Source organism: Paraburkholderia sp. UCT31, assembly GCF_014397655.1.
In the GTDB taxonomy this organism is placed as follows: domain Bacteria; phylum Pseudomonadota; class Gammaproteobacteria; order Burkholderiales; family Burkholderiaceae; genus Paraburkholderia; species Paraburkholderia tuberum.
Window position 1 is genome coordinate 25,543 of record NZ_VZQP01000029.1, and the last position, 26,358, is coordinate 51,900.

A 26,358-nucleotide genomic window follows, 5' to 3' on the forward strand; every position below is an offset into this window, starting at 1 on the left:
AGGTTTCAGTTAACCCGCTTCATTTGATTGCAAAAGCGCCCCAAGCCTGGCTTGACGGGCGCTTTTCTTTTGCCGAGCTTTACAGCAGGTCATTCCAATGCTGCTGTAAAGCCACTCTTTAAACCTCTACCAGCAAGCTTGCGTCGAACTCCGGGTTCTCCCACTTGATATCTGCGACTGCACCCGCGAGTCCGAGGTTCAACGGATAACCACGCGGGTTGACGACGACCCGGCATTTCCCGACGGAGTAAAAAGCAGAATTATGAACGTGGCCATGAATCCAGACGTCTGCTTTTTCCACGAGGCGTGTGAGGTCGCTAACGAAGGCTCCGTTCAGGTCGCTGCCTTGAAAGCGAGGGTGAACTGAATTCGCGTGCACGCCGTGGTGAGTCACCACCACTGTCTTTCCCTCGAACGGCTCTGCCAGTTTCTTGCTCAGCCACCCGCGTGTCTTTCGATGCTCGGAAAGCGCGTCTGCCGCGCGAAATGGCGCATTTCCCCCCGCGCGGATGAGCCGGTGGTCATTCAAGTTGCGCTGTGCGAGATGCATTCCCATCGAAGGGTCACCTGCGAAAGCGTAATCAGTCCACAGGCACCCCCCGAGGAGACGGATTTCGCCTAGCGATTCTTCCGAGTCGTCAAGCAGGTGAATTCCGTTCGCCGCAGCCTTGTCATGCATTTGCTGGAGAAGCCCCCAATAGTGGGCTCCGTACATTTCATGGTTGCCATGCACGTAGAAGACGGGGACCGGCCAGCCAGCAAAGGCGTCCAAGGCATGCGTGTGCGAATGGATGTCACCGGCCAATATCAAGGCATCGGCCTCCGGATTGGGTTCAATGACCCGGTAGCCGGGGAAGTGTCGTTGGAGAAACTCGAGGTGGAGGTCGGACGCTACTTGAAACTTCATGGATTTTCCGTATGTGAAAGCGCGCGGGACGTGAGTTGCCGGTAGCGCGGGGAATTTGTAAAGCTTAACATTTCTTGAGCATGGCAGGGACTTCTGCGAGCGTGCGAACCTGGTGCATTCCGGATGGGCTTCCCGTGCGGACCAGATGCAGCGCGGCCAGCCCCGCATCGAGGGCACCCTGATAGTCCGCATGGAGCGAATCCCCGACCATGAGTACCTCGGCCGGCGGGCACCGAACGGATTCGCACAGCGCCGAATAGATGACGGGAGAGGGTTTGGTCGCGCCGACGTTGAATGACCACGTGCGGGCATCAATGAGGTCGGAAACCAGACGGTCAACCGCGCGGGCATAGGGCATGGCAAGGTTCGAGCACACGGCAACCCGATACCCCTGTTCTCGGAGAGTCAAAAGCGTGTCACGCGTTTCGGGAAACAACTCAACGGATGCTATTTCAGCATCGAGCCGTTCCTGAAGCGCCAGCAGCTCGGCATCCCCAAGGTTTGCCTCGAACGCCTCGGCTGCCTCGAAGAGCGTCCAGCGCCGCCGCATTACGTCGCGCGCAGGCAGGTCGTGGCGACGGCGAGACTCAAGTACCCGCGCGAATGCTTCGGGAGGCAGGCTGAAATGCACAAGCGTGCCGAAGCAATCGAAGGCAACAGCCTTTACAGCATGGAACCGGGTCATGGCAGAATGCGGCCTCTTTTCCTTTGAGAAACCGTGTAGCGATGTGGTCAGAAAGGGGGTGTCCGCACTGAAGCCCGGCCGGCCGCCAGCCAACAGTTGCGCAAGCTGGATAACGTCGCGCTTGCCAGGTCCCTACACGGATTACCAGGCCAATTATTCAGGAGCATGTCCATGAGCAAACCCGTAAATCCCGACAGCCATTTCTGGCTGTACGCCAAGTACCACTATGCCCGCAGCGACAATCTGATTGACGATTTGAAGCGCCTTGTCGCACACCGTTGCTTCGGCGACCCGAACAACGGTCGCGCAACGGAGCGGGACGTATTTGAGGTCATGCTCGGCATCGTCATGAAGCACCTCGTGCAACAGGTTACCGACAGGTTCATCGAGATGGATGGCGCTACACCGGCTTCCGTCGACGGTGGACAGCCGCAACAAGCAAAGCGCGGTCAGGAGTCGGAGGAACTTGCCTTTCACGTCAAACGACTATTCCAGAGCATCGACGCACGCGAAGAGGTGGCTTATCGCGAGCGCACGATTAAGGTCTTTCTTTCCTATCTGTCTTTCGCCACGGTTTTTGGGCAAGACGGGCGCGCAGTAATACCTCTGGATGAACCGGACCCGGCAATTTTGCCTGTGACGGTAAAGTCCGCATCGACACTCGAGCCGGTTGCACAAGGGTTCTAGTTCGCTCCGCTCGAAGGTTATCCGGCTGATTTTTCAGACCTCCGCACTGCGGAGGTCTTTTTCGTTTACCCGGCCTCGTGCGGAAAGCCTCGAAATCTTTAGGGTGGGAGGCCGTCAAAGGTCCCTTGCCGGGCAGTGCGCCTGTGACCGGGCAAGGGCCGCCGTTGGAGGTGTCTACACACTGTAAGTGGTTATGCCACCCGGGCCCCGCCTGCCACTCCCGGCCGAAAGGCTTGCGCGAATAGGGATAACACATTTTTCTTTCGACAATGCGGTCAACCTTAGGGTGGCCTTGTGTCGGTAAGAGGGAGTGCCGAAGTAAGAGGCCACCTGTATCGGAGAACCAAGATGTCGAACAATCAGGAAATGAAAGCAGCAGCACGCCGCGTCGCGGACCACCTCGCAGGTCAAGGAATCCGCCTGAACCACTCGCGCTCGCTCGAAGTCGTTGCACACGCGCGCGGCGACAGCTGCTGGAACACCGCCCACGGTCGCAAGACCACGCAGTCGCGAGAAGTGCAGTTCGACTTCCTGCCACAGGATTGCGAGGTGAGTAACCTGCTTTCCGCTGCAGCCGAGGCGCTGAAGTTTATCCCCGAGAACACGCCTGAACGAGCAACGCTCGTCGAGCGGCTCAAGAGCTTTGAAGAGTGGTGCGCACCATACACCTTCGGGGTAGACCACCTGAAAAACATGAGGGAAGACGAGATTGAGGGGGAGCTTCCTCGTGAAATCGTCTCGAGCGTGTTTCACCAGTTCGTTGGGGGATATGAGGGCTGCAGTGAAGACTCGGACGTTCTGCGCGACCTGCTTATGAAAGCCACAGGTCAACCGGACGAGGGTGAAGATGAAGACGAACCGTTAGGTGGCTGACGTTAGCCCCAATCAATCTTTCGCGGTCGTAGCCCACCTCGTGATGTTTATTTGCCGCCAGCTCTGCTGGCGGTTTTTCTTTGTCCCGCGCGACGGCCCCGGTTGGGTGCAGCGAACAAAAAAATGGCCCGCGCGGTGTCGCAGCGGGCCTAAAAAAACAGCTCAACCTGAGAGAGGGAAAGCCAATGTTGCTTACGGGGGTTAGCAACATGTAAATGATTTTACAAGCACGCATCGCTCTTTGCAAGCGGGCTTCTTATGTTTTGTAACGGATACGGACACTTCACAGGCCCACCCAGCCTGCCATTTCCAGATTTTTCCTTTACAACTGGTCCCTTTACTAATTCACAAGGCGTTGTGCATGCTAGAATCAACGCCGTTAACACCTGCTAAAGACCCGCACCTAGATGGCGTGTGCCCTACGGCACGCGGACCAGCTGTTTTGGCCTATCCCTCGGCGGCGCGGCTCGCATCCGGCAGGCCCTTTGTGCGACGACAGGGCTTCAGACGTCGCGAAGGAGACCTCGACATGACCTGGAATGAAGCACTTGACATAGACAAGACGGGTTTCGAACTCGGCTGGGACTTCTACGCACTCGGGATTACGCCGAACATGGCGGCCCCGTCGTCAGTGGAGAAAGGCTTCAATGCCGCTAAAGAGCGGATGGTCACGGTGACGCGGCCAAGCCGTTATGAGCGGAAATGGCTGCAGTTGCGACTGAACGCACTGCTGCGGGAACGGCTCGTTCACCCCGAGGTGACGCCCGACTATCTGGAAAGCATCGACGTATCCATTTGCCCCATCTCGCTTGTCGAACTCACGCGCTCGACGGGTCTGCCTACAGACTGGTCGGTCGACCGGGTTCTGAACGACGGCGCGTATGCGCCCGGCAATCTTGCCGTCATCTCGACCCGCATTAACAAGGTCAAGGGCGCCCTGACATATGAAGACGTGGTGCGCCGCCGCGACGAGGGGCATCCAGCGCTTCCCCCGGAGCAGTGGAACCGGATTGTCTCGTTGATGAGCGGGCCGTACGATATCGTCAAAGGCGACCCCGACAACGTCCTCCCGCTGCTCGTACATGCGCCGGGAGTCACGCGTTCGCGGGTGCAGCACATCAGCGAGTCCTTTATTTGCGCCGGCCTGGAACCGAACTCTCGCGCCCGGACTGCGTTGCAGAGCTTTTGCCGAGAGACGGGTACGCTGCCTCTTTGCAAGGAGCTGTTGCGGCTTATCGGAAAGCGGGCGCCGAGCCTGGTGATTCCTATGCTCGTCTGGGAAACGCCGGGCATGCTGGACCTCTGGCGGCGTTTCTGGCAACAGTATCTCCAGGCACCCCACAGTCCCGCTGCCCAGGCTGTGGAAGCCGCACACGCGGAGTACCACCAAGAACAATACTTCAACTTCATGCAGGCTTCAGCAGTCAACACGCGCGGTTGTTTCGCCACAGATGAGCCGGAAGAAGAGACGCCCGCCGGCGCGGCAGAACCCGAGGCCGACGCAGCGGCGCCTGGCTCCGACGGCACACCAGCGGCGGAGAGTTGCGCGCCGCAGCACGGTGATTCGTTCGAACTTGCACTTGAGGAGGGCAGCGCGGTTCAGCTCTTCTAAGCGAGTGAGTCGGGAGGCGGGATTTCTCCTGCCTCCGTTAGCCGTGAAGCTATCTATTTGCCGCCGAAAGGTGAGCAGCCTACATAAACAAAACCTTTTAACGAGAAAGTTGAACATGAATAAACCACATTCGGCCACACAGCGCTCAATGGTCATCAGCGGTTTGGGAGGTAACGAAGCCTTTTGTCTGCGTCAAAAAAACCTTCGGCCGGGGCAAATGGTCATAGGTAACAGCGTGCAATCCCTCGGTTTCATGAGTTCTATCGGCGCGGGGATGCGCAATCTGGCGGGCGGCGAATGCCCTCAAGTGACCAAGTTGGTAAAAGACGGCCGGGACGCGGCTCTCGCGCGTCTCCAGGCGGAAGCTGACCAGGTCGGGGCGACCGGTATTACTGGCGTGATGTCTGAACTGACGTCATTCGAAGGTTATATGGACTTCCTGTCCACAGGTTCGGCAGTGCATTCCCGCGACGATTCGCACCATCCGTTTACCTCCTCGTTCGACGGCAAAGAGCTGTTCTGCATGATGGACGCTGGTTATCAGCCGCGCCGGTTTGCGTTTGGCAACATCGCATACTCAGTGGGCATGGGCGGCTCCCTCTCTGGCGCGTTGAAATCGATGATGCGCGGCGAGATTCCTGAATTCAGCGCCATCTTGAACCAGACCCGGCACTCTGCGTTACAACGGATGCTGGCCGAGGCGAAGGCGGCGGGCGCAAATGCAGTAGTCGGCGTGGAAATCGACCTTCTTCCGTTCATGGGATTCCACGAAATGCTGATGACGGGCACGGCCGCGTATCACCCGGCCATCAACGCTTCATCCCCCGTCAGCTGCGACCTGACTTGTGACGAGCTGTGGAGCCTGACACAAATGGGCTACGTACCCGTCAAAATCGTAATGGGCACCGCCGTTTACTCGCTTGGACTCGCTGGCAGCATCACCTCATTCTTCAAGAGCTTCAAACGGGGCGAGATTCCTGAACTGACCTCGATGATGTACGAGGCTCGCGAGCACGCGCTGGACCTCCTCGAGCAGGAAGCACAAGCTGCCGGCGCAGACGAAATTCTTGGTACGGACCTGTACATCCACGATTTCGGCGGTGGCATTGTCGAGTTCCTCGCCGTGGGCACTGCGGTTCGCAAGGCCGATGGCGTGACGACAGAAAGCCCGGTTCTTCCGGCTCAAGCTGCTGTGGCGCACCGCCGTACCTTCCGGAACTCATTTGACTCGATGATGAGTGGCGACTCGCAACGGGAATAGGGCTACAAACCTTCACGAGGGCTTGTCAGTTTTCCACGCGGCAAGCCATTTCTCAAAACGTTTCGCGGTCATAGGGCGGGCGTACAGGTATCCTTGGGCATATTCGACGCCGATGTGCTCAAGGAATTTCCCTTGCTCTGCCGTTTCGACGCCCTCCGCGATGACCGCGATGTTCAACTCCTTCGCGACGGTAGCGATGGACCGGACCAGTGCTTGCGCGCGTACGTCCGACTGCACGGTGTCGATAAAGCTTCGGTCCATCTTGAGGGCATCCAGGGGCAGTTGGGCAAGACGCGATAGCGAAGAGTACCCCGTTCCGAAGTCGTCCAGGTGAACCTGGGCACCCCGACTGTGAAACTTCTCGATTAGCTCAAGAGCGCACGCCTGGTCCTCGATGAGCCACGATTCAGTCAGCTCGATGTCGAGCGGAGATTCGCTGAAGTCATTGAGGGCAAGCGCCCTTTCGAAGTCGGCAAAGAGGCGTGGGTCCCGCAACTGTCGCCCGGACAGATTGACCCCCACCCGCAACGGCTGGCCGGCATCTTTCCAGATTCGTGCTTGCCGCGCGGCCGCGTTCAGCGCCCACTTGCCGAGGGGAACAATAAGGCCGGTTTCCTCTGCATAAGGGATGAATGAGTCGGGCCGCAAGAGGCCTTTCTCAGGGCTATTCCAACGCACCAACGCTTCCACGCTTTCGACCGCGCCGTTGCGCAGCGATATCTTCGGCTGGAAATGAAGCTCGAACGCGGGGTTTTCCAGCGACTTACGAAGATTTTGGTCAAGCCACACGTACTCAGAGACTCTGTCGTCCATCTCTGCGGTAAAGAGTCTGTAGGTGTTTTTACCGGCGCATTTGGCGGCGTCGAGCGCCATATCGGCATGCCGCGCGAGTTCTTCGCGAGTCGTGCCATGCTGGGGAGACACTGCTATACCAATCGAACAGCCGGTGTAAAGCTTAGTTTCACCAATGTCGAACGGCTCGCCCAGGGCTTCTATCAGTCGATTCGCCAACCCCTCGAGGCCCGTATACTGCTCGTCGACCTCGGCCAGGACGATAAACTCGTCGCCGCCGATGCGCGCGAGCATCGCGCTCTCGCCCACGCACGCCTTCAAGGCGGCTGAAACTCCCTGCAGCACCCGGTCTCCGGCGTCATGGCCGAAGTGTTCATTTACACGCTTGAAATTGTCGAGGCCAATCTGCAGCAACGCGAAGCGCCTTTCAGGTGCCGACTTCAGCGCGAGCTCGAGGCGGGGATGAGCGGCTGCGCGATTTGGCAGGCCGGTCAGTGCGTCGCGCGTCGCTCGCGCTGAACCGTGCCGCGCCGGCACGAACCGCCCCCAAAGCTGAAGGGAGTTAGCTTTTCCGACAATGGCCGGCAGCCTTATCGGCAACGCACCTCTTTTGGCAAGCGCAAGCGAATGCCGTAGTTCGCGAACCACCGCCTTGACGCTCTCTGACGCAATCGTAGCGGTGCCTCCCCAAACCCCGGGTTCCCGTTGACGCCCAACTAGAAGAATGTTCAGTGTTCCTTCGGGCGACTCAACCCGCAAGCTACACACCGACGTTGAGATGCCGAAACGCGAGACGGACTCAAACTGCTCACCTGTCAGCGCCACCGTCTGCTGCCAATCGCCCGACCGTCCGAACAGATGCAACATCAGCTCGTTAGCGTACACGCGCCAGCGCACCTCCCCGGTATCAAGCTTCTGGAACAGATAGTCGCGCGACAAGGTAGACAAAGGATTCCCCTAGAAACGTGGTGCCACGCGGCGGGCCGGCTCTACGTCGGCCTCTTCAGCTCGTGTCAACACGGGGAAACAGCCAACGTGTTCAGTGTAGCGCGCGCGGGACCTGCCGCTTTTTGTCAGTTCAGGGCTTTCTTGAGCGTCGAGCTCACCGAGAAACGTGCCGAGCGGCTTGCGGCCACCTTCACAGCTTCTCCGGTGCGCGGGTTGCGCGCGGTGCGAGCGGCGCGGTGCTTGACCGAGAAGGTTCCGAGACCGGTCAGCGAGACGCTTTCGTTCGCATCGAGCGCTTCCGTGATGACTTCCACGAGCGCGTCGAAGAAACGGCCGGTGTCGCCCTTCGTCGCACCGGTTTTACCAGCTACCTGCTCGATGATGTCTGCTTTCGTCGTCATACAATTCCTTAAAAAGGCTACGAGGTTGGTTGTGCGCGACTGTTGCCGCACAGTGCCGTCCAACGGCTACTTGACATATAGCGAGGCTTTTTAGCCGTATTCACGACTTTTCCTTGACAAAACTGTCGTACTGTCGTCGGAAGAGCGTTAAGTCTTTCCTACAACCATCAAACCCGCTCGTTGGCCCACTTCGCGCTGAGTCAAAATCGGGGAATATTCGCAGTTTGAGGGGTTATTCTCGATTTTCGGCTACGCCGGGCGGACCCGGTTTTACCGCTTCGCGCCACTGCGCATCGTTCAGGACTGGAAGCCGCTTATCGGCACCGCCCCGCGTGCGCTATACCGGAAGACGCTTATGTCAAACTAAAGGACACGAAAAATGAACTCCGAACAGGTCAAGAAAGCCGATTACGTTTCCGACGAAGACAAGGGCCGCTATTCGCCGCTCAAGGTGATGCAGTCGGCAGCGGGTTACTACGTCGGGACGAGTTACCGTAACCCTCTCGGCTTTAATGAACCGGGAAGCCGCGACAGTGAGTATTTCCCGACGCACGCGGCCGCAACCCTGGAACTCGACCGCATCAACGCGGGAGGGCAGCAAAAACGCACCCACCCGGCAAGCGGTCTCGCGTCCTCGATTTCCTTCGTCGGCAACCTGTGATTCCATTTCCGCGTTCAAGGTTAAGTCCTTGACGCGGAATCTTTTTTATCCTTTACAAATACCGCTATAATGCGAACATGATGTAAAGGACTCACGGAGCTTAATATTGAACTCAACTGCACTCTCTAATGAAAAGTCGGCGCCTCCCGCGCTAGGGCGCTGGTATGCGGCCGACTGTGTTCCACGCGGCAAACTGACATGGCACGGCGCACCGATGAAGGTTTATGGCGCGCATGTGAAAAGGGACATGGTAGCCGTCCTGAAACTTGAAGGTATCGGCAAGCAATCCGCGTGGGTCGCCCAGATTCCCGGCTGGGTCTGGACTGTGACCGAAGAGATGGACGACTCGCGCTTCCGTCCGAAGGAAGCGGACACCCGATGTTTTTTAAAGCTCGAAGATGCGAAGCGCGCCGTGGAAAAGGCATTTCAGGCCTTGCCGTCAAAGGCCACGCCTAACAAGGCAGCCGGCGAATGAGCACAGCCAATGTCGACCTTGAGAAGTTGAGCGTCTTCCTTTGCGGAGTTCTGCGACACAGGCCAGAGAAGATTGGCCTGAAGTTGGACAAGCAGGGGTGGGTGGCCATTGATGAGTTGCTCGCCCGCTGCAACGCCAACGGTCGGGCGCTCACCCGGGAGCAGCTCGAGCAAATCGTTCGCGAGGATGAGAAGGGCCGCTACGGGATGACCGCGTACGCTATTCGCTGCTGCCAGGGGCATTCCACCCTTCAGGTTGCGCTCACGTTTTCGAAGGGCGTACCCCCGCCCAGGTTGTATCACGGCACGTCGAGTAAGGCGCTGCCGGCCATTCTGAAAGAGGGACTCACGCCCCAACGCCGTCACCACGTGCACCTTTCGGCGGACGTCGAGACGGCGACGGCAGTGGGCGGGCGCCGCAAGAATGCAGAGCTGGTCATTCTTAACGTTGATGCCCGGGGCATGTTGGCGGCCGGCCACCCGTTCTACATCTCGGAAAACAACGTCTGGCTTGCGGATGCGGTCCCGGCCCGGTTTCTGCGCGTTTAGCGTTCGCGCAGTGCCTTGCCGGCATGCGTTCGCGCGCCCCCTCTCATGGCGTGTTCACTACCTCCACGCCGTAGCGTGCGACCACGCAATCCCACAACGGACCAAGGTGTGCCTGGAACGCCTTCAGCAGTTCAAGCCGCGCGGCGCTTGGTTCGCTTTTGTCCGCCTCAGCGTCAATCGCGTCCAGCAAAATGAACTCGCTGGTCAGATAGGCCATCAAGTGCGCTGGCGTATGCGGGCCTTCGACCGGGTGGTTCGGCGAAGCGAGGTAGGACGCCTCGCCGGCGGGTGTCTCGAACAGGGCCGCACCGCCGTCTTGGGTGAGCGAGTAGCCCACCTTCACGCGGGACTGCCCAATCGTGTCAATTGCTACGCCTCCGTACCACGTGACCAGGCGGAACTGGGCACCATCCGTGTCTGGATAGGGGGCAAAGGTGACGTCGTGAAGTGTGGTTTTCATCCTGATAAAGCTCCTGAAAATCTCGTCCTTCATGGGTGACTGACGGCAGTTGGGCGAGAGATGTTGTCCTCGTGAAGGCACGGCATTTATCCCGACGCCGTGCGGATAAATCGGCTTCAGATACGCTTTGTAAAACCTTTTTGCGGACTAACATGCTCACTTCCTCATACCACCGGTCTCTCCGCGCTTCGGCCGTTTCAATGTTGCTGGCGGTGGCCGCGTCCAATGCACATGCCGAATGGACAGTCGTTCCGGCGACCGGACCGGTCGTCGACGATACACCCTCGACGCTCTCAATCGATAGGGATACGGTGGTGACAAACGGGAGGGAGGTTACCGTGCGCGTGCTGGTCGACCTCAGCGACCCGCACTTGACTGCCGACGGGCATGAAGCATTCCGCTCAGTCATCGGCGACAAAATCCTCCGGTGTGAAGAGCACTCCGTTGCCATCGGCCGCACAACGTCCTTCGAGAAGCACCATGCTCAGGGCGACGTCGTGGGGATGTCAGACGCCCCGGCATCCCTTCGGTTCGACGCCGTCCTGCCCGGTAGCACGGACGAGGCCCTTGAGCGATTGCTGTGCCCTAAAACGAAACCGGGCTTCTAACGGGCAACCAGCCGTCAGAAGCCGGTGAGGGCGGCGACACGGGCCTTCGGGTCGGGATGGTTGCTGTCGGGCGCCATCCCCGCCAATACCTCTCTCGCGCCCGCGACTGCGTCAAAGCCTGCCCGGGTCGCCAGTTTTGCGCCAAATGCGTCTGCCTGTTCTTCCATGACCCGGTGGGCGGCCTCGGTGTAGGGCGTGTACGGCAACAGGTCCCGCCAGTTTCCGGGGGTCACCTTCGCCGCGTCGAGCAGATTTCCGATGTTCGCGGATACGTGGCCGAGCTTCACGTGGCCCATCTCGTGCGCCATAACAAAGGCAAGGGCGTTATCCGATAAGGATTCGCAGTAATCTTTCGAGATAACCAGGCGACGCCCGTCAAGAGCGGTGGCCGGCGGCAGCTCCCTGTCGCTGAATACCAGCACCTTCCATTGTCCGGATTCGCCCAGGATGGCCGTGAGTCGATTTCCCACGCGCTGCGCGCGCGCGGCGAACTTGTCGTCGCGGGGAACTTCAAAATCCTTGTAGTCGGCCCACAAATCATCCGAGTACTGCTGCGTGATGCGGGCGACCGTCGCGGGCGCTGCGGCGTGTGCCGGCATGCCGCCAAGCATAAGCCCCGCGACCACACCGCTCAGAATGACCTTTCTCATTTTCACTTTCCCCGTTCCGGTTTTAGACTTCCGGCGGAAGGTTTTCAAACGCACTTCCGATTGGGCCGTAGTACGCCTCATCCATCATGCTAAAAACCTTCTTGTTGTAAATCCGGTAGCTTTCCGACACGGGCAGCTGGCCCTTGAAGCACGGGACGCCATAGTGTTTCGCGAGAAACATTGCGAGGCCCGCTGAGCGGCTCTGCCCAAGCGCGCAGTGGACAATCAGTTCGTCTATGCGCGGGCCGACACGCTCAACGAATGATTTGACGCTTTGCGCCTGCTCAGCGCTAAACACCTCCAGGCCCATCAGTTGCCCGTCCGTGTCGTGAAAACGCAAGACGAGTACGTCCGCCCATCCGGACTTCAACGTCGCTGGCGACTCGCTTTTGTCGTGGATGGATATAACGGCTGCATCGCGTTTTGCGGCCAGCCTGACGGCTTCCGCCCTCGAAATGAAACGTACTGTTTTCATTGGTTTCTCCGTGCAACCAGTTTAGCAGGACGCAGACAGTTTTTGTTAGAAAGCGACCGTTTTGTCAAGGCGTATCCGTGCGTTCACCGCCGCGTTAGCTCTCCCTGCCCGGCTCCGCCGACCGGGCAGGAAACCTGGCTATACGGAGGACAAAGGCCATCTTACTGGAGGAACCATGTCAGAAACTCGTACCGAAACGATTTACATTGCACCCGGTTACAACAGCTGCCGCGTGTATGCCATCCCCTACCCAATGCGGCCGAACCAGCGCCCTGCGGACATCTTGCCGCAGTACCAAAGTTCGTGGCGTGAGGTTGCGATGCTCAACCATCGCCTGGAACTGCGATACATCGAAGCGGACTACGTCGACCTGAAGGATGATATTGAAGGACAGATGGGTGGAACGTTCTTCGCTGTTGAACGGCCGGTGCCGCAAAATAGCGCCCAAGCGTAAACCCGTTGCGACAAGTCAGGCCATGCACTGATTTCTAAAAGGCCCGCCTATCGGGCCTTTATTCTTTTCTCGTCGAACCGTATGAACCGAGCTTTTGTGCCAGAGCATCTTGCATAGCCCTCCTCGAGGCGAGACGAGACGAGCCAAAAAGAAAAAGCCCGCAAGAATCTGCGGGCTTCGAAATTACGAGGCTTTCCCATCGAACAACGGTACCTGCCGTGCTGCAAACATTGCTTCTTGCACTTCGTGACCCTTGAGGCTTCGCGCCCGAGCGGAGCTAGCACCATCTTCGGTCGACGCCGAAACTGCAATCGCGCCAGTCTTGACCAACTCCCGGCGCAGTGCCTTGTCCATTTTTCTCGCGAGCTCGCTCAACTGCGTCATGCGATGCAGTGCGAAATCATGAAACTTCTGGTAGAAGCCGAAATCATGACCGTGGTCATCCAGGTCATTGTCATCGTGGCAGTATTCATGCAGCTGCAGCAACAACGCCTTCGACATCTCGTCAACGCCGCCCTTGATAACACCGTCTGCGATGCCGACCGTGTAGGTGACGTACGACTTCCCATCCGTCCATGCCAGAGCAAGGCTCGAGTCCCCAAGCTTCATCACCCGTTTTTCTGGGCGCTCCGCCTTCCGGAAGAGTTTCAGGAACGCATCCTGATAGTGCTCGAGCACGTGCAGAAACGCACGCTGACCCGCATCCAGTTCAGATACCTCGAAAACGCGGTAGTCGGTTTTAAGGCCTTCTGCCAGCGCGCCCAGTTCTACCGCATTGCCGTCGAAGAACAGCCCGGACCCTAGCTCCAGTCGCCGCATGAACCGCTTAAGCACGTCGACATCGGTCTCTTCTTCATACCGGTAGAGGCCAAACTGCTCGAGCGTCTCCCACGGAAGCACAACGGCTAGACCGTCCTCTTGCACCTTCTGGCCGACCAAAGCCTTCTTGCTGGTGGAAAGCGCCAACTGCGGTGCAGCCAAGACCTCGCGAATCGTCCGGACCTTCCCCTGCACGTCGAGAATCAACGGCAGGTCTGCCACGACCGACTTGTCCATCGGCGTGTCGTACGAATTGACACGCCGGGACAGGAATTCGCGCTCGCCCTTGTTGAGGTTTCGCTTCCCACGAACAATCTCGAAGGACCGCTCCTTTATCTTGTCTTCGATTCGTTTGAAAATCTCACAATCGAAGCGCAGGATATCGTTACGCGCGAAATTGAGCTTGAGATGGTGCTTGCTTACAATCTCACCACCAGCTCCGAAGTCGCCTTCAGGATACGACCGGACGAAGACACCCTTGTTGAATACCTCCAGCTCCTTGGACCGGTCAATCTTGATGTACGCATCGTCAGTCACGACATCCCACTTCAGCTTTTCGGGGTCGCGGCTGATGAGCTTACCATTCAACCGAACCGCGATAGGCGCATAACGTACCAAACGACGCAATTCGCTTTCAGCGGTAGACATCTCATCGTCCGTCAGCGGCTTATACAACTCCGCCTTGATGTGACAGCCCTTGAAGGCTTTCAACCCGGAAGTCAGGTCGTAGTCGAACCCGTCCTTCTTGTAGTCGAGGACCATGCGAAAGGTCCCGCTACGCCAAAAGTTAACCCCAAAGTTAAGTAATTGGCCTCTCCCCACGCGAAAACGGCCGAACTCGGCGTCGCCCTCCTCGTGAGGAGTACCGAACGTTTCAAACCAGTGTTCGATTTCCTCTTCCGACTGGAAACCGCGCCCGTCATCACGGACCTCAAACGATGCCTTTGTGAGCGTGACCCTGCATTCCTTAGACCCGGAATCGTGACTGTTCATGATAGCCTCGAGCAACGCTTTGCCAAGCGTCCCGGATTGAGCACCGATGACCGAGTGCAGAATTGCCGGGTGCACCTTCAGGGACCGTCGTTGTTGTTTCTCTGCCATAATTTACCTCGTCGAAAATGGTTGTCCTCCGACGTATAGGAAAGGGCAGGGTGGCGCTCTATACATTGAAGGCAACCACGGAGAAAACCGATGCAAGCAGGACTATTCGAAGAGTTCACAGAGAAGCGCGAAGCGGTCACCCTCGAAGCACATGCGTCAAGCGAGTACAAGCCTCGAACGCTCGCCAACGCGAACGGCGCGGACGTGACGGTTGCGTTTGCTGTCGACTTCGAGACGGCAGGAGAAAGGCTTACAAGGAAAGCAGCAGGGGACCGCTACGTCGCCATCAGCTACGGGATGAACGTCGATGACGCCGCCCGGAAACTGTCGGACTACATGTGGCGAAAAAATGCGTTGACGCTGAACGTCGCCGGCAACGGAATCGCCACGCTCGCCAAGAAAGGCATAACGCAACACATGGCAAACCGCTGGGTGTACGACGTGTTGCGACACGCGCACGCAACGCGTACGATTGGCAGCATTCGCAGTGGCGGACAGACCGGCATTGACGTCGCCGGATTGGCTGCTGGGATGGCACTGGGTATCCCCGTAGCCGGCCTGTTTCCGGCCGGGTTCCGCCAACGCAACGAGCACCACGTCGACTTCACTCGGACGCGTGATGAGGTGCTGGAAGAACTGCAGGACTATGCGGAATTGCTTCGCTGATTTTTGGGACCGCCGCTAAGGCGGTCCTTTTTTCCGCGCGCGAAGCCAGACGGGGAAGACATGTGACCGAAGGCGTCTCGGCAGTCACGTACGGGGAAAAGAAACAGCTCGCCGTAGGGCGAGCTGTAAAGCAGGAGACTGCGTGCCTAGCGCTTATGCACGACCCCGACCGGCGGCAACACAGCGTTGCACAAAGTCGGAAGTTGCGTAGCGACACCAGTGGAACAGTTGGACTACTCCGCGCAGGAAGCGATTGATGGCTCGATGCACGTCCGGCCGCCCCATGAAGACTACAACGGCGTGGAAGCCAAGGTAGAGCACGGGGAAGAGGGCGATTGCAAAGAACAGCATCATGGAGTCACTGACGCGCTCTTTGGGCACAGTTTTGCCGTGATACCAGAAAGCAAACGCCTGGACCCCGTAATAGACGGCCAGCAAACAGACAGCGATGATACGAGTGCTGTACCTGCTCACGCAGGTGACCAATGGCGTAGCCATCAGCATCAGCAAGCCCAGAAAAAAAGCACCAACGCTCTTCAGTCCGCGTACCAACATATTTCCTCCAAGGTTTTGAGTGGTCCTAGGAGGTATAGCGAAAGAAAAGCCGTCGCGCGCAGTGGCCGACGGCTGAAGCTAATTTCCTCTTCAATTGCTGAAATGGTTTCGACCGCTAGGCGGCGCGGTGCATTGGTCTCTTCGTCATTCCGGCATCGATGCGACGACCTGCGTCCTTCCGGCCGTGCCCTCGCGCCGGCGAGCGCTGTGAAGTGACCTGGCTTCGCAACATCTGGTGGATGTCTTTCGACACGCTCTCAGCGAGGGCAATAGCTCGTTCGCCGTCCGGGAAGTACTCAGGCATCCGGTAGCCAAGCCACGCGTATGCGGAATACACCTTACACGCGTCCTCCGCCGCCTGCAGCCGATACTCGGCCTTTCGGTAGTTGACTTCGACCACCTGAGAAACCCGTCCTGCGGACAGGGCTCGCGCCCACCCCTGCCAGGCCTCGTTCTGCGATTTCACCCGGCTTGAGATAGGCACCAGAGACAGCGAAAACCGGCGCTCAAGGGGCAACGGTAGCGCGTCGAGGAATTGCGCGCGTTCAATCTGCTCGGTGAGGTCGGCCGGGATGAAAAACTCATCGTTCACGTCAACGTGCTTCGCGAAGAGCTCGAGCAGCGCGGCGAGACGGCGCTCGCCGGTAGCAGCTGAAATCTTTTCGAGGTGGTCAAGGGTAGGCGCAACGTAGAAGCCACTGGAGGGCAGCGGTTCCTGCTGCTGACGCATAAGCTTCGAAATCGCCTTGTGGGTCGGCCAGTCGAAGCCGGCGACGAAGCCTTCATCGTGCATGCCATACCGGCCGGCCCGGCCGGCAATCTGTTGCGCAAGAGCGACCGACAGCAGGTCTTCGGCATACCCGTCGAACTGCATGGCCGAGGTGAAAACGACGCGCGATATCGGGTTGTTCAACCCCATCCCAATTGCGTCGGTGCCGACCAGGATGTCTGCCTGCTGTTCGCGGAACAGCGCTGATTGGCTAAGTCGAACGTCCGGCGACAGGTTGCCGTAAATGACAGCAACCGAGAATCCGGCTGCCTTGATGTTTTCTGCCCATCGCAAAACCTCCTTCCGGCTGAACGCGATAACGGCGTCGCCCTTTTTGAGGTTCGACATCTTGGCAACTGGCTCAGGCTGGACGCTCAGTTTCGACTTTCTCGAAAGGACGCGCACTTCGAGCTCGACACCGAGCCGCTTGGCGAACGCTTCGATTGCCCCACGCGCGGTGAGGGCCCCAACCAGGTAAACGGTCTCGGCCGGAACACCACACAGGGCCGCAGTCCATGCCGCACCCCGGCTCGGGTCGGAAAGCAGTTGCACTTCATCGATGACCGCGACTTCGACCGCCCGCTTGAAGCTCACCATCTCCACGGTGCCAGCGGTATGCGTTGCATTCGGGGTGATGCGCTGCATGTCCCCGGTCACGAGGCTGACTGCCACGCCGGCTGACTTCAGCCGCTCGTAGTTCTCAAGGCCAAGCAGACGGAGCGGCGCGAGATAGACACCGCTTCGCGCCTTGGCCAAAGCCTCCATCGCTTCGTGAGTCTTGCCGGAGTTGGTCGGGCCAAGCACCGCGATGAACTTGCGGGGAAGGCTATTGGCCAGCTCGAACGATTCGGGATACAGCGCCAAAGAAACTGACGCTTTCGTCAGCCCCTCCAGGTTTCCCTGCCTCTCGCGTTCGGTCGCGGCCAGAATCCGCGATTCGACGACTGAAAAACGGTCGACCGCGCGCTCGTGCGGGCTGACGAGCCCTGCCCAGAATCGCTTCGGGTCTACCCCGCCGCGACCGGCAAGCAACGACGCCTTTAGAACGAAGCCGGTAATTTCGCGCTCGAGTTGCGCAACAGCCTCCTCGTTGATTCGGCTGCGGACAATGTGAAGGTGGTCTTCGGGCGAAAGTTTGGCCCATTTCCCCGACTTGGCGAGCGTTCCCGTAGCCGGTATGAGGTGATATTCGACCCGCGCGCCGCCAACGTCGACGGCGCCCTTGAAGGAGACGGCGACTACGCCATCCCGTTTGATGAGCGACGCATTGAACTTCTTGAGGTGCCCGTCTAACTCGGACCCGGAGGAAGTAACGCCTGATTCTGACTGTTGTTGTACCTTGTTCATCCCGTATATTTTCTTTGCTATGGCGCCCGCGACCGATTCGCGGAACTGGCGAGTCTAGCTAGCCGTTTCGTCAAGCACGCCTCCGACCATTTACAAGCGCTCACCACCCCGACGTTTTAGTTCATTATACAGGCCGCACACTTTACAATATAAAAAAGCTGTCGTTTCATCGCTTTTCAATTTACAAGAATACGGGTCATCGCGGCCATGCGCCGGACAGGTCGCCTTCACCTACTTCCTTGTGGGCGTGGTCAACCGGGGCATTCCGCGCCTTGCTCCTGCGCACGAACTCGACGGCTTCCGACCGGTACTCGCCGGCGAAGTAGGGGGTTGCCGCCAGCACGATGAAAGCGAGCACAAAAAACTACGGGGTAACGAAGCAACTCATCTTCGTAGCCCCATCTCAATGGGGTTGTTTCTGCGCGGACTCCCGCTTTTGCTGCAACCAGTTCCGCAGGTGCTCCACCGGGCCACCGCCCAGGACCACCACGCTGCTTGGGCTCGCTCCAACATACGACCCGATACTGAAAACCATCTCCGCGCCAAAGAAAAGCACCGTCAACATCGCGAGCGCGTTCTGTGCGTTTTTGCTATGAATCCCTCGGAGCAGTAACTGGAAAAGGTCATTGAACGTGGCTGTCTCGGGGTTCAGCGAGTACATCGCAATCACGACCAGGACCGCCGCAGCGCGGAGTGCCGCAGTAATTAACAGGCTCACAAGGGTCTCCTTCGTATAAACCGAATGTAGCGGCGGGGTTTAAATGCTACTTCCGCACTCAGCCGTCCTTTGACTTCGGTCCGCTGACCGTTCAGTGCCGCGTCACGGTCCTCGACAATCGTCGGGCACAAAAAAGCCCGTAACCTCGAAGGTTACGGGCCTGTTACTCACACCACCACCTGTTCAAAAGTATCCGTTAGAAAACGTAGCGAATACCAACTTTGATAACCGGGAAGAACTTAACGCGGTTCAGCTTGTTCTGGACCTGCTGGCGCTCGGCGTCGATGTTCGCCTGACCTGCTGCGGCAGCGAGGCCGGGCGTCACACTGTAGTCGAGGCTCGGGCGCCCGAATGCAACGCCGATGTCGGTGGTCAAGCCAAAGCCCTTCGTCGTCGCGGCACCGTGGCCGAAGCCCAGCCCCAGGTAGGGCATCACATGCGGCATCTTCGCTGTGGCCGAGATGCCTTCGCCAGCACCCGAATAGGTCGTGCCGTTGATGGTGATGCCGTTTGCGTCAGAGGCGGTGCCAGAGATGCGGTCGTTGTTCACGATGAAACCGGTCGTCAGACGGAAGGCACCGCCGAAGGGAAACAGGTCGTAGTACGTGCCAAAATCCACGACCGACAGCTTTGCGGAGTAATTGACGCTGCCTGCGCTGAAACTGCGCGAGAGGCCGAAGCCGTTGAATTCGGAACGGAAGCCGTTGTACTGGTTCAACGTTTGGCCGAAGCCGATACCCGCGCCTTCGGTACCGCCTTGCACGTATACTTCCATCGCATGCGCGCCAAGGGACGCCAGAGCCAGCGCGGCGGCAAGTGCCAATTTCTTCATGACAATCCTTAACAAATCGAGAGGGGAGAGGGGTGTTGAGCCTTTACAAACGATGTAAAGGAGTATTTCACAGTCCGCTCGGCTTTACAAATGCTAAACGTCTGTCTCCTCCTGGATTGTGATGTTTTCAAACAACACCCCGAGCATCTGTGCCTTCTCCTGGGCTATCCGGGTGCAGCGTTCCTTGATTTCGTCGAGGGAGAGCGCATTGCTGTCTCCGGTTTCAAACCACTCCCGTTCGTCGCGGGCACTGTTCCCGAAGAAGTCTTCTTCGAGTTCGAACCCGACGTCATCGAAGACGCGCAACGTGAAGCCTTGCTCGTCGTACAGTGCGTGAATGTGCATGACTAGCTCCGAGAGTTTTCTCTCTCGTATATGCACTTTTCGCAGTTTGACCGCCGGGCGAGCCGGCAAGACAAAAAGCTACCAGGCGTGGCCGCCGAACCCGCGCGGATAGAGGGATTGGCGCTCGAGATGTCGCATGCGAGCCTCCAAATCGTAAAGGTCGGTAGCCTCTGCAAGATAGGCGTCGCGGCGCGCGTGGGCGCTCTGTTCGGGGTTGAACTTCAATAGCGCGATGAGCTTGGAAACGAGCGTTTTCATTGTTTTCGGGTCGGTTGGGCTTGGTCGAGGTAGGGATAACCCTATGTATAGTCACATGCACCGGTCGTCCAAATGAAAAACGCGGACCGGAGTCCGCGTTTTTGAATCAACCTTCTGAAGCTTTATTCCTGGTAGAACAGCACCCAGGGCGCTCCGATGCTGCGAGCTTCTTCAAAGACAGGAAGCAGACGAGGAGGCATCCGTTCTGTAAAGTCTTCCCAATGCTCCGGGTCAACATGAACCATGAACTCCCACACGCCCGGCTCGTGATTGTTGCCACGGTGCAGGAACTGCGCGCGGTCCTGAATCCATGCCCAGTCTTCGAAATCCTCCGGGCCGTCGTATCCGGCGAGTTCTTCCTCAGTCATCAAGGACTGAATCGCCACTTCCACGACTTCGAAGCGCGACGTCGTAGTCTGAGCGGGAGAAGAGACCGCCTGTGCTACCGGGACGCTTTCGCCGCAACCACGGGCGTAACGACCCGGCAATTTGCTCTCATGTTCCCGTTGAAAGATATTCCAGGACTTGGAGCCGTAAATTTTCGCCATGGCTTCCATTGCTTGTCCGCGAGTGACTTTGCGTTGGATAGAGGCGAGATACTGCTCCAGGATGACTGCCTGTTGTTTGACCTTTTCCAGCATGTGAGTGAACTCCGATGTGAGGGTTGGCCCCTCGAGGAGAGATGTACCGAGTGTCTTCATTGTCGATAGAAACCAACCCAACATTGGATTTCCATGATATTGCCCTTGTGTAAAGCTCAAGGTGACAGACTGAACCATGCCGCTTTCGCGGTGAAGACTGCAGGCGCTGTCGAGCCCCGGGAGGTCCCGCATGAATCAGTATAGTAAAGCATTGCGCACTCGTTTACAACGACATGCAAACGCGCGCCCTGGTGACAAATTTTGCAATTTCATAGGCAACCGGCGGAAAAAGGAAGCCGGTAGTGTAACTTTTACCGCAAACGCTTCCTTTTCTGACAACGCTGTAATGTTTTCTGGGTACTATACAAAAAAGCTTTGGATGGAGCGACGCTCCCTTGTGGGGTGCATGGCGGGCGCCGCAACAAACCAAGTGAGGCTACATACAGCAGGATAGAACCATGAAAACAAGCATCAGGCCACTTCAGAGGTAAACGAAACTATGATGGATAGGTGTCTCAGTTCGAAGTCGACGGTGGGAACGGTCGAAATAACGCGTTGCGTTGTGTCTCCGCCAGTTCATTCTGAGGAGCCGTTGAAGGCGAAAGTTACTGCGCTGGCCCGGGAGCTGCGGGCGGTTCGTCCGCCAGTGCCTCAGGTCCGACGCCGTAAAGATACGTCGCTCGGAGGCGTTCCGGTGTTAATGCTTTCGGATTGGCGATGGGGAGCAGCATTTCCCTTCGAAGATACCGCAGGCGTCAACGAGTACAACGAAGATGTAGCGAAGGAGCGCGCCCAGCGCGTGTTTCAATCGGCATTCGAGGTACTGAAGGACAATCTGGCAGGTCACCATTACGAGGCATTCGTCTGCGCGTTGGGCGGCGGGTTTATTGAAGGCAGTGTTAGTCTCCTTAAAGCGTTCAACGCCGCTGAATTGCAGGCTGTTGAACGTGTCGGAGCGGTCGCCAACGAACTCGCCGACGGGATTACGCAGCTTTCACGCGAGTTTCCGGAGGTGTACGTTCCGTGTGTTGCGCGCCAGGCGACTGCGCACGACGCACCGGCAGTTTTGCTGGACAAACTTGTGTATGACGTCACCCGCGACTTGCTCGAGGGTACGTTGGACAACGTGACGTTTGATATTTCCACGTCCTCAGACATGCTGTTTAAAGTCTACGACACGACGTTCCTGCTATCCCACGCGGACAACCCGCAAAGGACGGCGACGCGCGAGGAAGTAGGCTACGACCGGCTGATGCTAGCCGGACGAGGGCCTCGATTCAAGTCCGTCGACGAAACGATTGTCAACGGCTCGCTGATTGGACCGCGATGCTGGCCCGACGACAGGCTCTTGCGTGAGGACATGCCATGTCAGGCACTGTGGGTCACCCACCCTGAGAAGGGAGTTGGTTACCTGCAACCCGTGTTCGGCGACGCGTTGATGCCCGACAGCATGGAGCTTGCTCCTATCGTTCGCGCGGCGTGACGCAATAGGCTTTTCATTTCATTCAACCCCATACCCCTTTCGTTCGCGAAAGGGGTTAATTTTTTCGCGAACGAGTTTGCCGGTGCCGGCGGGACCGCGTGTGAAAATCCTTCATTCTCTTGGCAAAAAGGCTAAACCTGCGTTCTAGACGGGGCATTCCCGCATCCCCCTCGTGCAATGAAACCGAAAGTCGAAGTCAAGCAAGACGTACTGCGCTTCAAGATGCCTCTGATGCGCATCTGGTTCGTTATCTTCATGTTCCTCGTCGTGCTCGCGACCGTCGTCGCACGCCTGGTCTACATCCAGGTCTACAACAAGGATTTCCTTCAGAAGCAGGGTGACGCCCGGTATGCCCGGACCATCCCGCTTTCGGCCGAGCGCGGCCAGATTCTCGACCGCAACGGAAAGGTGTTGGCCGGAAGTCTTGAGACGCTGTCCGTTTGGGCCGACCCCTCTGAATCCGACCTTGACGAGGACGAGCTGACGCAGGCTTCCGAACTCCTGAAGGTCTCGAAGCCGTGGCTCCAGAAGCGTATCGCAGACAAGAAGAAGCACTTCGTGTGGATTAAGCGCCATCTTTCGCCCGATGATGCAGCGCCCCTCGAGGCCGCCAATCTACAAGGCTTTCACTTCAAGGAAGAGTTCAAGCGCGACTACCCCTATGAAGCGATTACGGGGCAGCTTCTGGGTTTCACGGACATCAACGACGAGGGACAGGAGGGGCTGGAACTCGCCTTTAACGACACGCTTGCGCCAGAAGACGGGCACAAGAAAATCATCAAGGACATGCGCGGCAATGCAGTCGAGGAGCTTGGCGAGGTCGAGCCATCCCCGGGCGACGACGTGCAACTGACGATTGACCTCAATTTGCAGGAAATCACCTACCGCGTGCTGGCCGACACGATGGAGAAGACCCACGCAAAGGGTGCGGCCGCCATGATTCTGGACGCTCATACAGGCGAGGTCCTGTCGCTCGTCAACATGCCCACGTTCAATCCGAACGACCCGGCGCAGCTCGCTAACCACGCTGCTGCGCGCAACCGGGCCGTGACCGACACGTATGAGCCGGGCTCAACGATGAAGCCGTTTGGCGTGTCCGCCGGCCTGGAAGAGGGTGTAATCACGCAGAACACGGTGCTGCCGACGAACAACGGCGCGCTGCAGATGGGCCGCTTCACCATCAAGGACGACGACCCCTTCCCGAGCATGCCCGTATGGCAGATTATTCAGCATTCTTCGAACATTGGTGCGACCAAAATCACGCTGCTGATGAAGCCTGAACAGGTGTGGAAGTACTATCATGGCGTCGGCATCGGAGTACCACTCCATCTTGGCTTCCCGGGCGAGGTTAATGGCCGGCTGCGCGACCCAAAGACGTGGAAACCTATCGAACAGGCGACGATGTCTTTCGGCCACGGGCTGTCGGTCAGCCTCGCCCAGATTACCCGCGCATACACCGTGTTTGCAAACGACGGCATGTGGCTTCCGCTCTCGATTGTTAAGGGCGCGCCGCCGAAAGACCAGCCGCATCGGGTCTACAGTTCGATGACGGTCAAGAAGATGATGAACATGCTTCAGCTCGTGACGCTGCCGGGCGGCACAGCGCCGCTCTCCCGGATTCCCGGTTACACCGTTGCGGGCAAAACCGGCACTGCCCGAAAAATCGACCATGGCCACTACATCCACAAGTACGTAGCCTCGTTTGTGGGCATCGCCCCTGCTCGTAACCCGCGCTTCATCATCGGAGTGATGGTCGACGAACCGGGCGGCGCCAACTTCTATGGCGGCGGCGTCGCCGCACCGGCGTTCGCGAAGATTCTGTCCGAAGCCGTCATCCGCTACAACGTTCCGCCGGATGACCCGAACTACAAGCCGTACAAGCCGCCGGTTCCGGCCTCGACTGCCGCCGCCTCGGCACCCGCCTCCGCGAGTGCGCCGATAGCAGGCAAGGATGAAGACATCGCGACGGACATGACGCTCGACGACGGCGAGGAGGAGGTCCCGGTAGCGACAAAGACCGACGCAAGGCCAGCTCCGAGAACGGCGCCCAACCACGGTCAGCCAGGCTTCAAGGCGGGCCCGGCGCAGGGCCATTCGCCGCCACCCGGTCACTCTGTCACAGCAAAGTTGCATTGACTTTAGCCCCCTGTAAAGGGGGCTTTTCAATTTTGGCTGGTGGTATAATGTAAAGGCAGCTTCGCCGGACCATTACCCGCACCGGCTTACGAGGAAACAAAAAATGCCCGACTTGTCATCACCCGCATTGAAGAACGGCTCGACGGTAAAGCGTAAGGTCCACCTTCCGCGAACAGCCCCGCCGCCAGGACAGGCTCACGTGAACTTTGGCACGAAAACGGCGACTAGCGGCATCCGCTTCGAGTATGCGGGCACGCTGAGCGAGGAGACGGTTGCTCGCATCATGCACCTCATCCTGCTCGAGGTCGGCGGAGCCGGTCAGTCCGCTTCCGCCGCCGGCGCGAAGCCGACGGCCTGACGCAAGACATACGGGGCGCAATGATGCAAGAACTGCAGACGAAGAACTACCGCAGTCTGGGTGCAGCGTTTTGTCAGCATCTGGAAGACAGCGGCTTTTCCCGTGCAACGGACCTGTTCGCCTTCACAACCGATGTTGACGTCATCGGCCGTATCGCCGAACTCGCCGCCGGATTTTTAGGAACCGACTCCGCCCAGCGCGCGCTGACAGAAGAGCCGCCGGTCAGGGAGCAGGTCCGCGAGACTTTGAAGCGCATCCTGCCGCCCGAATACGCTGTTTCCTATCCCAGCGGGTTCGACCATACGGTCGATGGCCTCGTCTTTAACATCCAGACGCGCGAACCTGAGTCCATCCGTCCGCTTGATATTCCCGACGACCTGCTCGTCGCGGAGCGCGCCGCTCCGACGGCCGAAGACGCGCCGCCAACTCATTATTACGTCCTGAAGGTCGCCGGACGTCCCATCAAGCTGCAGGTGCTCGTGGAGGCGCCGTCGGCCGGGCCTGTGGGGGACGCGTCGGCCTGGACATACGTGGGCAAGGGTGTTGCCTACACCGGCGATGAGCCTGATGACGTGCTCGACCAAGCCGTCGACGCGCTCCGGTCCATGGATTGACACCTTTCTTACGAGCTCCATACACACCTATGCAACAGCCCGTTCCCCAGTTCGCGTACAACGCCGATGGCAGCCCCGCGAACCTTCCGCAGCGCGCGACCGTGCTCCACACCGCTATATGGGAGGTAGGCGGCGTCGAGCCGCAGCCTGACGGTATTGCCCGCCGTCTCATCAAAGCGCTGGAAGAGCAGGGCGAGGTTGCGGAGGCCTTCCTCAATCTGACAGGCAAGAACGGAAAAGGCAAGACGCTCGACGACCTTCAGGAAGAAGTGGTGGACGTTTTCCTCGTAATGGCCGATGCGTTGTTCGAGTACATTCGACACCTGCCGGCGGTGCGCTCGGAAGAAGGGATGCACATGCGGGCATCCGCCGACGCCATCCTCTGGACCGTCGGCGAGCCAGCCGCCTTTGACGATTTCTCTGCACGCCTGTGGGTCTTTTCCCGACGTCTGCTCACCGCACAGGACGCGCTGGTCGAAGCCACCAACGCGCCCGAGGACCTTGACCGCTCTGACTGGCTGGGCACCACCCTGCTGGAAGCCTACAAGATGGCCGTGCGCATGATGCATACGCGCATCGCAGGGGGCGCCGAGCAATCTGCCGGCGCACTTGAGCACCGATTGCTGCTGTTGCTCGAGAAGAAAATCGCCAAGTGGCATCGCGTCCGCAACGCCGGACCAGGGGTGCCCGCACTGTGAGCACGGGCACTGTTAGCTCGCCGCGAGGACGCTGAAACCGCCGAAGCGGTGTTCGGGCGAAGCGCACGCCGCTCCCGCCGACGCCGTTTAAACCGCTTCTCTATATTGAACCTCAGGAGGGCGCTGCCCCCGTTGTTGCCGGTAACGCTATGCGAGCCGGCGGCGGCGGTGGCGCCCACTTGTGGGCGGGCGCGAAACGGGCTGCTTCAAAGGAGCAATAGCCCGCGTAGGAGCACCGTGGATGCCTTTGACTCCATGTCGTGTGATACCCCGCGCTTTACCGCTGAAGTGCTTTCCCAGTACTGGGGGCAGCTCCGCTTCGAAAGATGGGGAGCGTTGCGCGAGATAAGTGGGCAACCACGCCGGGCAAGGAACCGCATCCAAAGGTTCGTCCGGTCTTGCACCTGGTGAAACGCCAGGCACTTCGGCTTACCGCTCGGAGCTATGTGCTTCGGGCGCGGACGGATACGCGTCGTCCGTAGGTGACTGACAAAACAGCAGGCGTGCCTCCTGGGAGACAC

At 58.6% G+C, this 26,358-nt stretch carries 30 protein-coding genes; 15 read left to right on the forward strand and 15 right to left on the reverse strand.

Features of this window, described 5'->3' with window-relative positions; all coding sequences use genetic code 11:
• Positions 1 to 118 precede the first annotated feature (118 nt).
• Together F6X40_RS23565 and F6X40_RS23570 are read right to left on the reverse strand one after the other, a co-directional pair.
• Positions 119 to 907 carry a metallophosphoesterase gene (locus F6X40_RS23565; protein ID WP_187629425.1) on the reverse strand — a complete coding sequence of 263 codons (789 nt, stop codon included), beginning with the start codon at positions 905 to 907 and terminating at the stop codon, positions 119 to 121.
• A gap of 64 nt (positions 908 to 971) precedes the next feature.
• Positions 972 to 1,592: an HAD family hydrolase gene (locus F6X40_RS23570; protein WP_187629426.1), complete on the reverse strand. Its 621-nt coding sequence runs from the start codon at positions 1,590 to 1,592 to the stop codon at positions 972 to 974.
• A gap of 171 nt (positions 1,593 to 1,763) precedes the next feature.
• On the opposite strand from F6X40_RS23570, the gene F6X40_RS23575 reads away from it, so the two are divergent.
• From F6X40_RS23575 to F6X40_RS23590, 4 genes are all read left to right on the forward strand, one after another.
• Entirely contained in the window at positions 1,764 to 2,279 is a 516-nt protein-coding gene (locus tag F6X40_RS23575) for a hypothetical protein (protein WP_187629427.1), read from the forward strand.
• 348 nt (positions 2,280 to 2,627) lie between these two features.
• Positions 2,628 to 3,152, forward strand: coding sequence for a glyoxalase superfamily protein (locus tag F6X40_RS23580; protein ID WP_187629428.1), 525 nt, complete (start codon positions 2,628 to 2,630; stop codon positions 3,150 to 3,152).
• 529 nt (positions 3,153 to 3,681) lie between these two features.
• Positions 3,682 to 4,764 carry a hypothetical protein gene (locus F6X40_RS23585; RefSeq protein WP_187629429.1) on the forward strand — a complete coding sequence of 361 codons (1,083 nt, stop codon included), beginning with the start codon at positions 3,682 to 3,684 and terminating at the stop codon, positions 4,762 to 4,764.
• Between the two features lie 115 nt (positions 4,765 to 4,879).
• A complete protein-coding gene (locus F6X40_RS23590) occupies positions 4,880 to 6,025 on the forward strand; it encodes a heavy metal-binding domain-containing protein (RefSeq protein WP_222946143.1) in 1,146 nt (381 codons plus the stop codon).
• A 12-nt stretch (positions 6,026 to 6,037) separates the two neighbouring features.
• On the opposite strand, the gene F6X40_RS23595 is transcribed toward F6X40_RS23590, so the two are convergent.
• Both F6X40_RS23595 and F6X40_RS23600 read right to left on the reverse strand, forming a co-directional pair.
• The gene (locus F6X40_RS23595) at positions 6,038 to 7,765 is read right to left on the reverse strand and encodes an EAL domain-containing protein (RefSeq protein ID WP_187629430.1); all 1,728 of its coding nucleotides are present in this window, start codon (positions 7,763 to 7,765) and stop codon (positions 6,038 to 6,040) included.
• Between the two features lie 125 nt (positions 7,766 to 7,890).
• Positions 7,891 to 8,166, reverse strand: a complete 276-nt coding sequence (locus F6X40_RS23600; protein ID WP_187629431.1) for an HU family DNA-binding protein — start codon at positions 8,164 to 8,166, stop codon at positions 7,891 to 7,893.
• Positions 8,167 to 8,545: 379 nt separating this feature from the next.
• On the opposite strand from F6X40_RS23600, the gene F6X40_RS23605 reads away from it, so the two are divergent.
• The 3 genes from F6X40_RS23605 to F6X40_RS23615 all read left to right on the forward strand — a co-directional run bounded on the left by F6X40_RS23605 (position 8,546) and on the right by F6X40_RS23615 (position 9,850).
• Complete coding sequence (locus F6X40_RS23605; RefSeq protein WP_262421522.1) at positions 8,546 to 8,827, forward strand: hypothetical protein; 282 nt, start codon at positions 8,546 to 8,548, stop codon at positions 8,825 to 8,827.
• A gap of 106 nt (positions 8,828 to 8,933) precedes the next feature.
• On the forward strand, positions 8,934 to 9,302 hold the full coding sequence (locus tag F6X40_RS23610; RefSeq protein WP_187629432.1) for a hypothetical protein: 369 nt from the start codon (positions 8,934 to 8,936) through the stop codon (positions 9,300 to 9,302).
• The gene (locus F6X40_RS23615; RefSeq protein WP_187629433.1) at positions 9,299 to 9,850 is read left to right on the forward strand and encodes an RNA 2'-phosphotransferase; all 552 of its coding nucleotides are present in this window, start codon (positions 9,299 to 9,301) and stop codon (positions 9,848 to 9,850) included. The genes F6X40_RS23610 and F6X40_RS23615 overlap by 4 nt, the downstream gene beginning before the upstream one ends.
• Before the next feature lie 43 nt (positions 9,851 to 9,893).
• Here F6X40_RS23615 and F6X40_RS23620 read toward each other — a convergent pair whose 3' ends face one another.
• Positions 9,894 to 10,310, reverse strand: coding sequence for a hypothetical protein (locus F6X40_RS23620; protein WP_187629434.1), 417 nt, complete (start codon positions 10,308 to 10,310; stop codon positions 9,894 to 9,896).
• Between the two features lie 200 nt (positions 10,311 to 10,510).
• Between F6X40_RS23620 and F6X40_RS23625 the strand changes: the two genes are divergently transcribed.
• Positions 10,511 to 10,918 carry a surface-adhesin E family protein gene (locus tag F6X40_RS23625; RefSeq protein WP_187629435.1) on the forward strand — a complete coding sequence of 136 codons (408 nt, stop codon included), beginning with the start codon at positions 10,511 to 10,513 and terminating at the stop codon, positions 10,916 to 10,918.
• Positions 10,919 to 10,932: 14 nt separating this feature from the next.
• Here F6X40_RS23625 and F6X40_RS23630 read toward each other — a convergent pair whose 3' ends face one another.
• Both F6X40_RS23630 and F6X40_RS23635 read right to left on the reverse strand, forming a co-directional pair.
• Positions 10,933 to 11,568, reverse strand: a complete 636-nt coding sequence (locus F6X40_RS23630; protein ID WP_187629436.1) for a M48 family metalloprotease — start codon at positions 11,566 to 11,568, stop codon at positions 10,933 to 10,935.
• 22 nt (positions 11,569 to 11,590) lie between these two features.
• On the reverse strand, positions 11,591 to 12,043 hold the full coding sequence (locus F6X40_RS23635; protein WP_187629437.1) for a hypothetical protein: 453 nt from the start codon (positions 12,041 to 12,043) through the stop codon (positions 11,591 to 11,593).
• Positions 12,044 to 12,218: 175 nt separating this feature from the next.
• On the opposite strand from F6X40_RS23635, the gene F6X40_RS23640 reads away from it, so the two are divergent.
• On the forward strand, positions 12,219 to 12,497 hold the full coding sequence (locus F6X40_RS23640) for a hypothetical protein (RefSeq protein ID WP_187629438.1): 279 nt from the start codon (positions 12,219 to 12,221) through the stop codon (positions 12,495 to 12,497).
• 183 nt (positions 12,498 to 12,680) lie between these two features.
• Here the strand turns inward: F6X40_RS23640 and F6X40_RS23645 are convergent, their stop codons facing one another.
• The gene (locus F6X40_RS23645) at positions 12,681 to 14,417 is read right to left on the reverse strand and encodes an ATP-binding protein (protein ID WP_187629439.1); all 1,737 of its coding nucleotides are present in this window, start codon (positions 14,415 to 14,417) and stop codon (positions 12,681 to 12,683) included.
• 90 nt (positions 14,418 to 14,507) lie between these two features.
• On the opposite strand from F6X40_RS23645, the gene F6X40_RS23650 reads away from it, so the two are divergent.
• The gene (locus F6X40_RS23650) at positions 14,508 to 15,083 is read left to right on the forward strand and encodes a YpsA SLOG family protein (RefSeq protein ID WP_187629440.1); all 576 of its coding nucleotides are present in this window, start codon (positions 14,508 to 14,510) and stop codon (positions 15,081 to 15,083) included.
• Between the two features lie 153 nt (positions 15,084 to 15,236).
• Here F6X40_RS23650 and F6X40_RS23655 read toward each other — a convergent pair whose 3' ends face one another.
• The 7 genes from F6X40_RS23655 to F6X40_RS23685 all read right to left on the reverse strand — a co-directional run bounded on the left by F6X40_RS23655 (position 15,237) and on the right by F6X40_RS23685 (position 20,548).
• Positions 15,237 to 15,638, reverse strand: coding sequence for a hypothetical protein (locus F6X40_RS23655; protein WP_187629441.1), 402 nt, complete (start codon positions 15,636 to 15,638; stop codon positions 15,237 to 15,239).
• A gap of 115 nt (positions 15,639 to 15,753) precedes the next feature.
• Complete coding sequence (locus F6X40_RS23660) at positions 15,754 to 17,754, reverse strand: SUV3 C-terminal domain-containing protein (RefSeq protein WP_187629442.1); 2,001 nt, start codon at positions 17,752 to 17,754, stop codon at positions 15,754 to 15,756.
• A 403-nt stretch (positions 17,755 to 18,157) separates the two neighbouring features.
• Positions 18,158 to 18,472: a hypothetical protein gene (locus tag F6X40_RS23665; RefSeq protein WP_187629443.1), complete on the reverse strand. Its 315-nt coding sequence runs from the start codon at positions 18,470 to 18,472 to the stop codon at positions 18,158 to 18,160.
• 196 nt (positions 18,473 to 18,668) lie between these two features.
• Entirely contained in the window at positions 18,669 to 19,295 is a 627-nt protein-coding gene (locus F6X40_RS23670; protein ID WP_187629444.1) for a hypothetical protein, read from the reverse strand.
• Positions 19,296 to 19,397: 102 nt separating this feature from the next.
• The gene (locus F6X40_RS23675) at positions 19,398 to 19,649 is read right to left on the reverse strand and encodes a hypothetical protein (protein ID WP_187629445.1); all 252 of its coding nucleotides are present in this window, start codon (positions 19,647 to 19,649) and stop codon (positions 19,398 to 19,400) included.
• Between the two features lie 78 nt (positions 19,650 to 19,727).
• On the reverse strand, positions 19,728 to 19,907 hold the full coding sequence (locus F6X40_RS23680) for a DUF3563 family protein (protein ID WP_187629446.1): 180 nt from the start codon (positions 19,905 to 19,907) through the stop codon (positions 19,728 to 19,730).
• Between the two features lie 122 nt (positions 19,908 to 20,029).
• Complete coding sequence (locus F6X40_RS23685) at positions 20,030 to 20,548, reverse strand: glyoxalase superfamily protein (RefSeq protein ID WP_187629447.1); 519 nt, start codon at positions 20,546 to 20,548, stop codon at positions 20,030 to 20,032.
• Positions 20,549 to 21,140: 592 nt separating this feature from the next.
• Here F6X40_RS23685 and F6X40_RS23690 point away from each other — a divergent pair.
• From F6X40_RS23690 to F6X40_RS23710, 5 genes are all read left to right on the forward strand, one after another.
• Complete coding sequence (locus F6X40_RS23690) at positions 21,141 to 22,031, forward strand: hypothetical protein (protein WP_187629448.1); 891 nt, start codon at positions 21,141 to 21,143, stop codon at positions 22,029 to 22,031.
• Between the two features lie 177 nt (positions 22,032 to 22,208).
• The gene (locus F6X40_RS23695; RefSeq protein WP_187629449.1) at positions 22,209 to 24,167 is read left to right on the forward strand and encodes a peptidoglycan D,D-transpeptidase FtsI family protein; all 1,959 of its coding nucleotides are present in this window, start codon (positions 22,209 to 22,211) and stop codon (positions 24,165 to 24,167) included.
• 199 nt (positions 24,168 to 24,366) lie between these two features.
• The gene (locus tag F6X40_RS23700; protein ID WP_187629450.1) at positions 24,367 to 24,525 is read left to right on the forward strand and encodes a hypothetical protein; all 159 of its coding nucleotides are present in this window, start codon (positions 24,367 to 24,369) and stop codon (positions 24,523 to 24,525) included.
• Between the two features lie 20 nt (positions 24,526 to 24,545).
• Positions 24,546 to 25,139, forward strand: a complete 594-nt coding sequence (locus F6X40_RS23705; protein ID WP_187629451.1) for a hypothetical protein — start codon at positions 24,546 to 24,548, stop codon at positions 25,137 to 25,139.
• Positions 25,140 to 25,168: 29 nt separating this feature from the next.
• Positions 25,169 to 25,837, forward strand: a complete 669-nt coding sequence (locus F6X40_RS23710) for a hypothetical protein (RefSeq protein WP_187629452.1) — start codon at positions 25,169 to 25,171, stop codon at positions 25,835 to 25,837.
• The last annotated feature ends 521 nt before the right edge of the window (positions 25,838 to 26,358 follow it).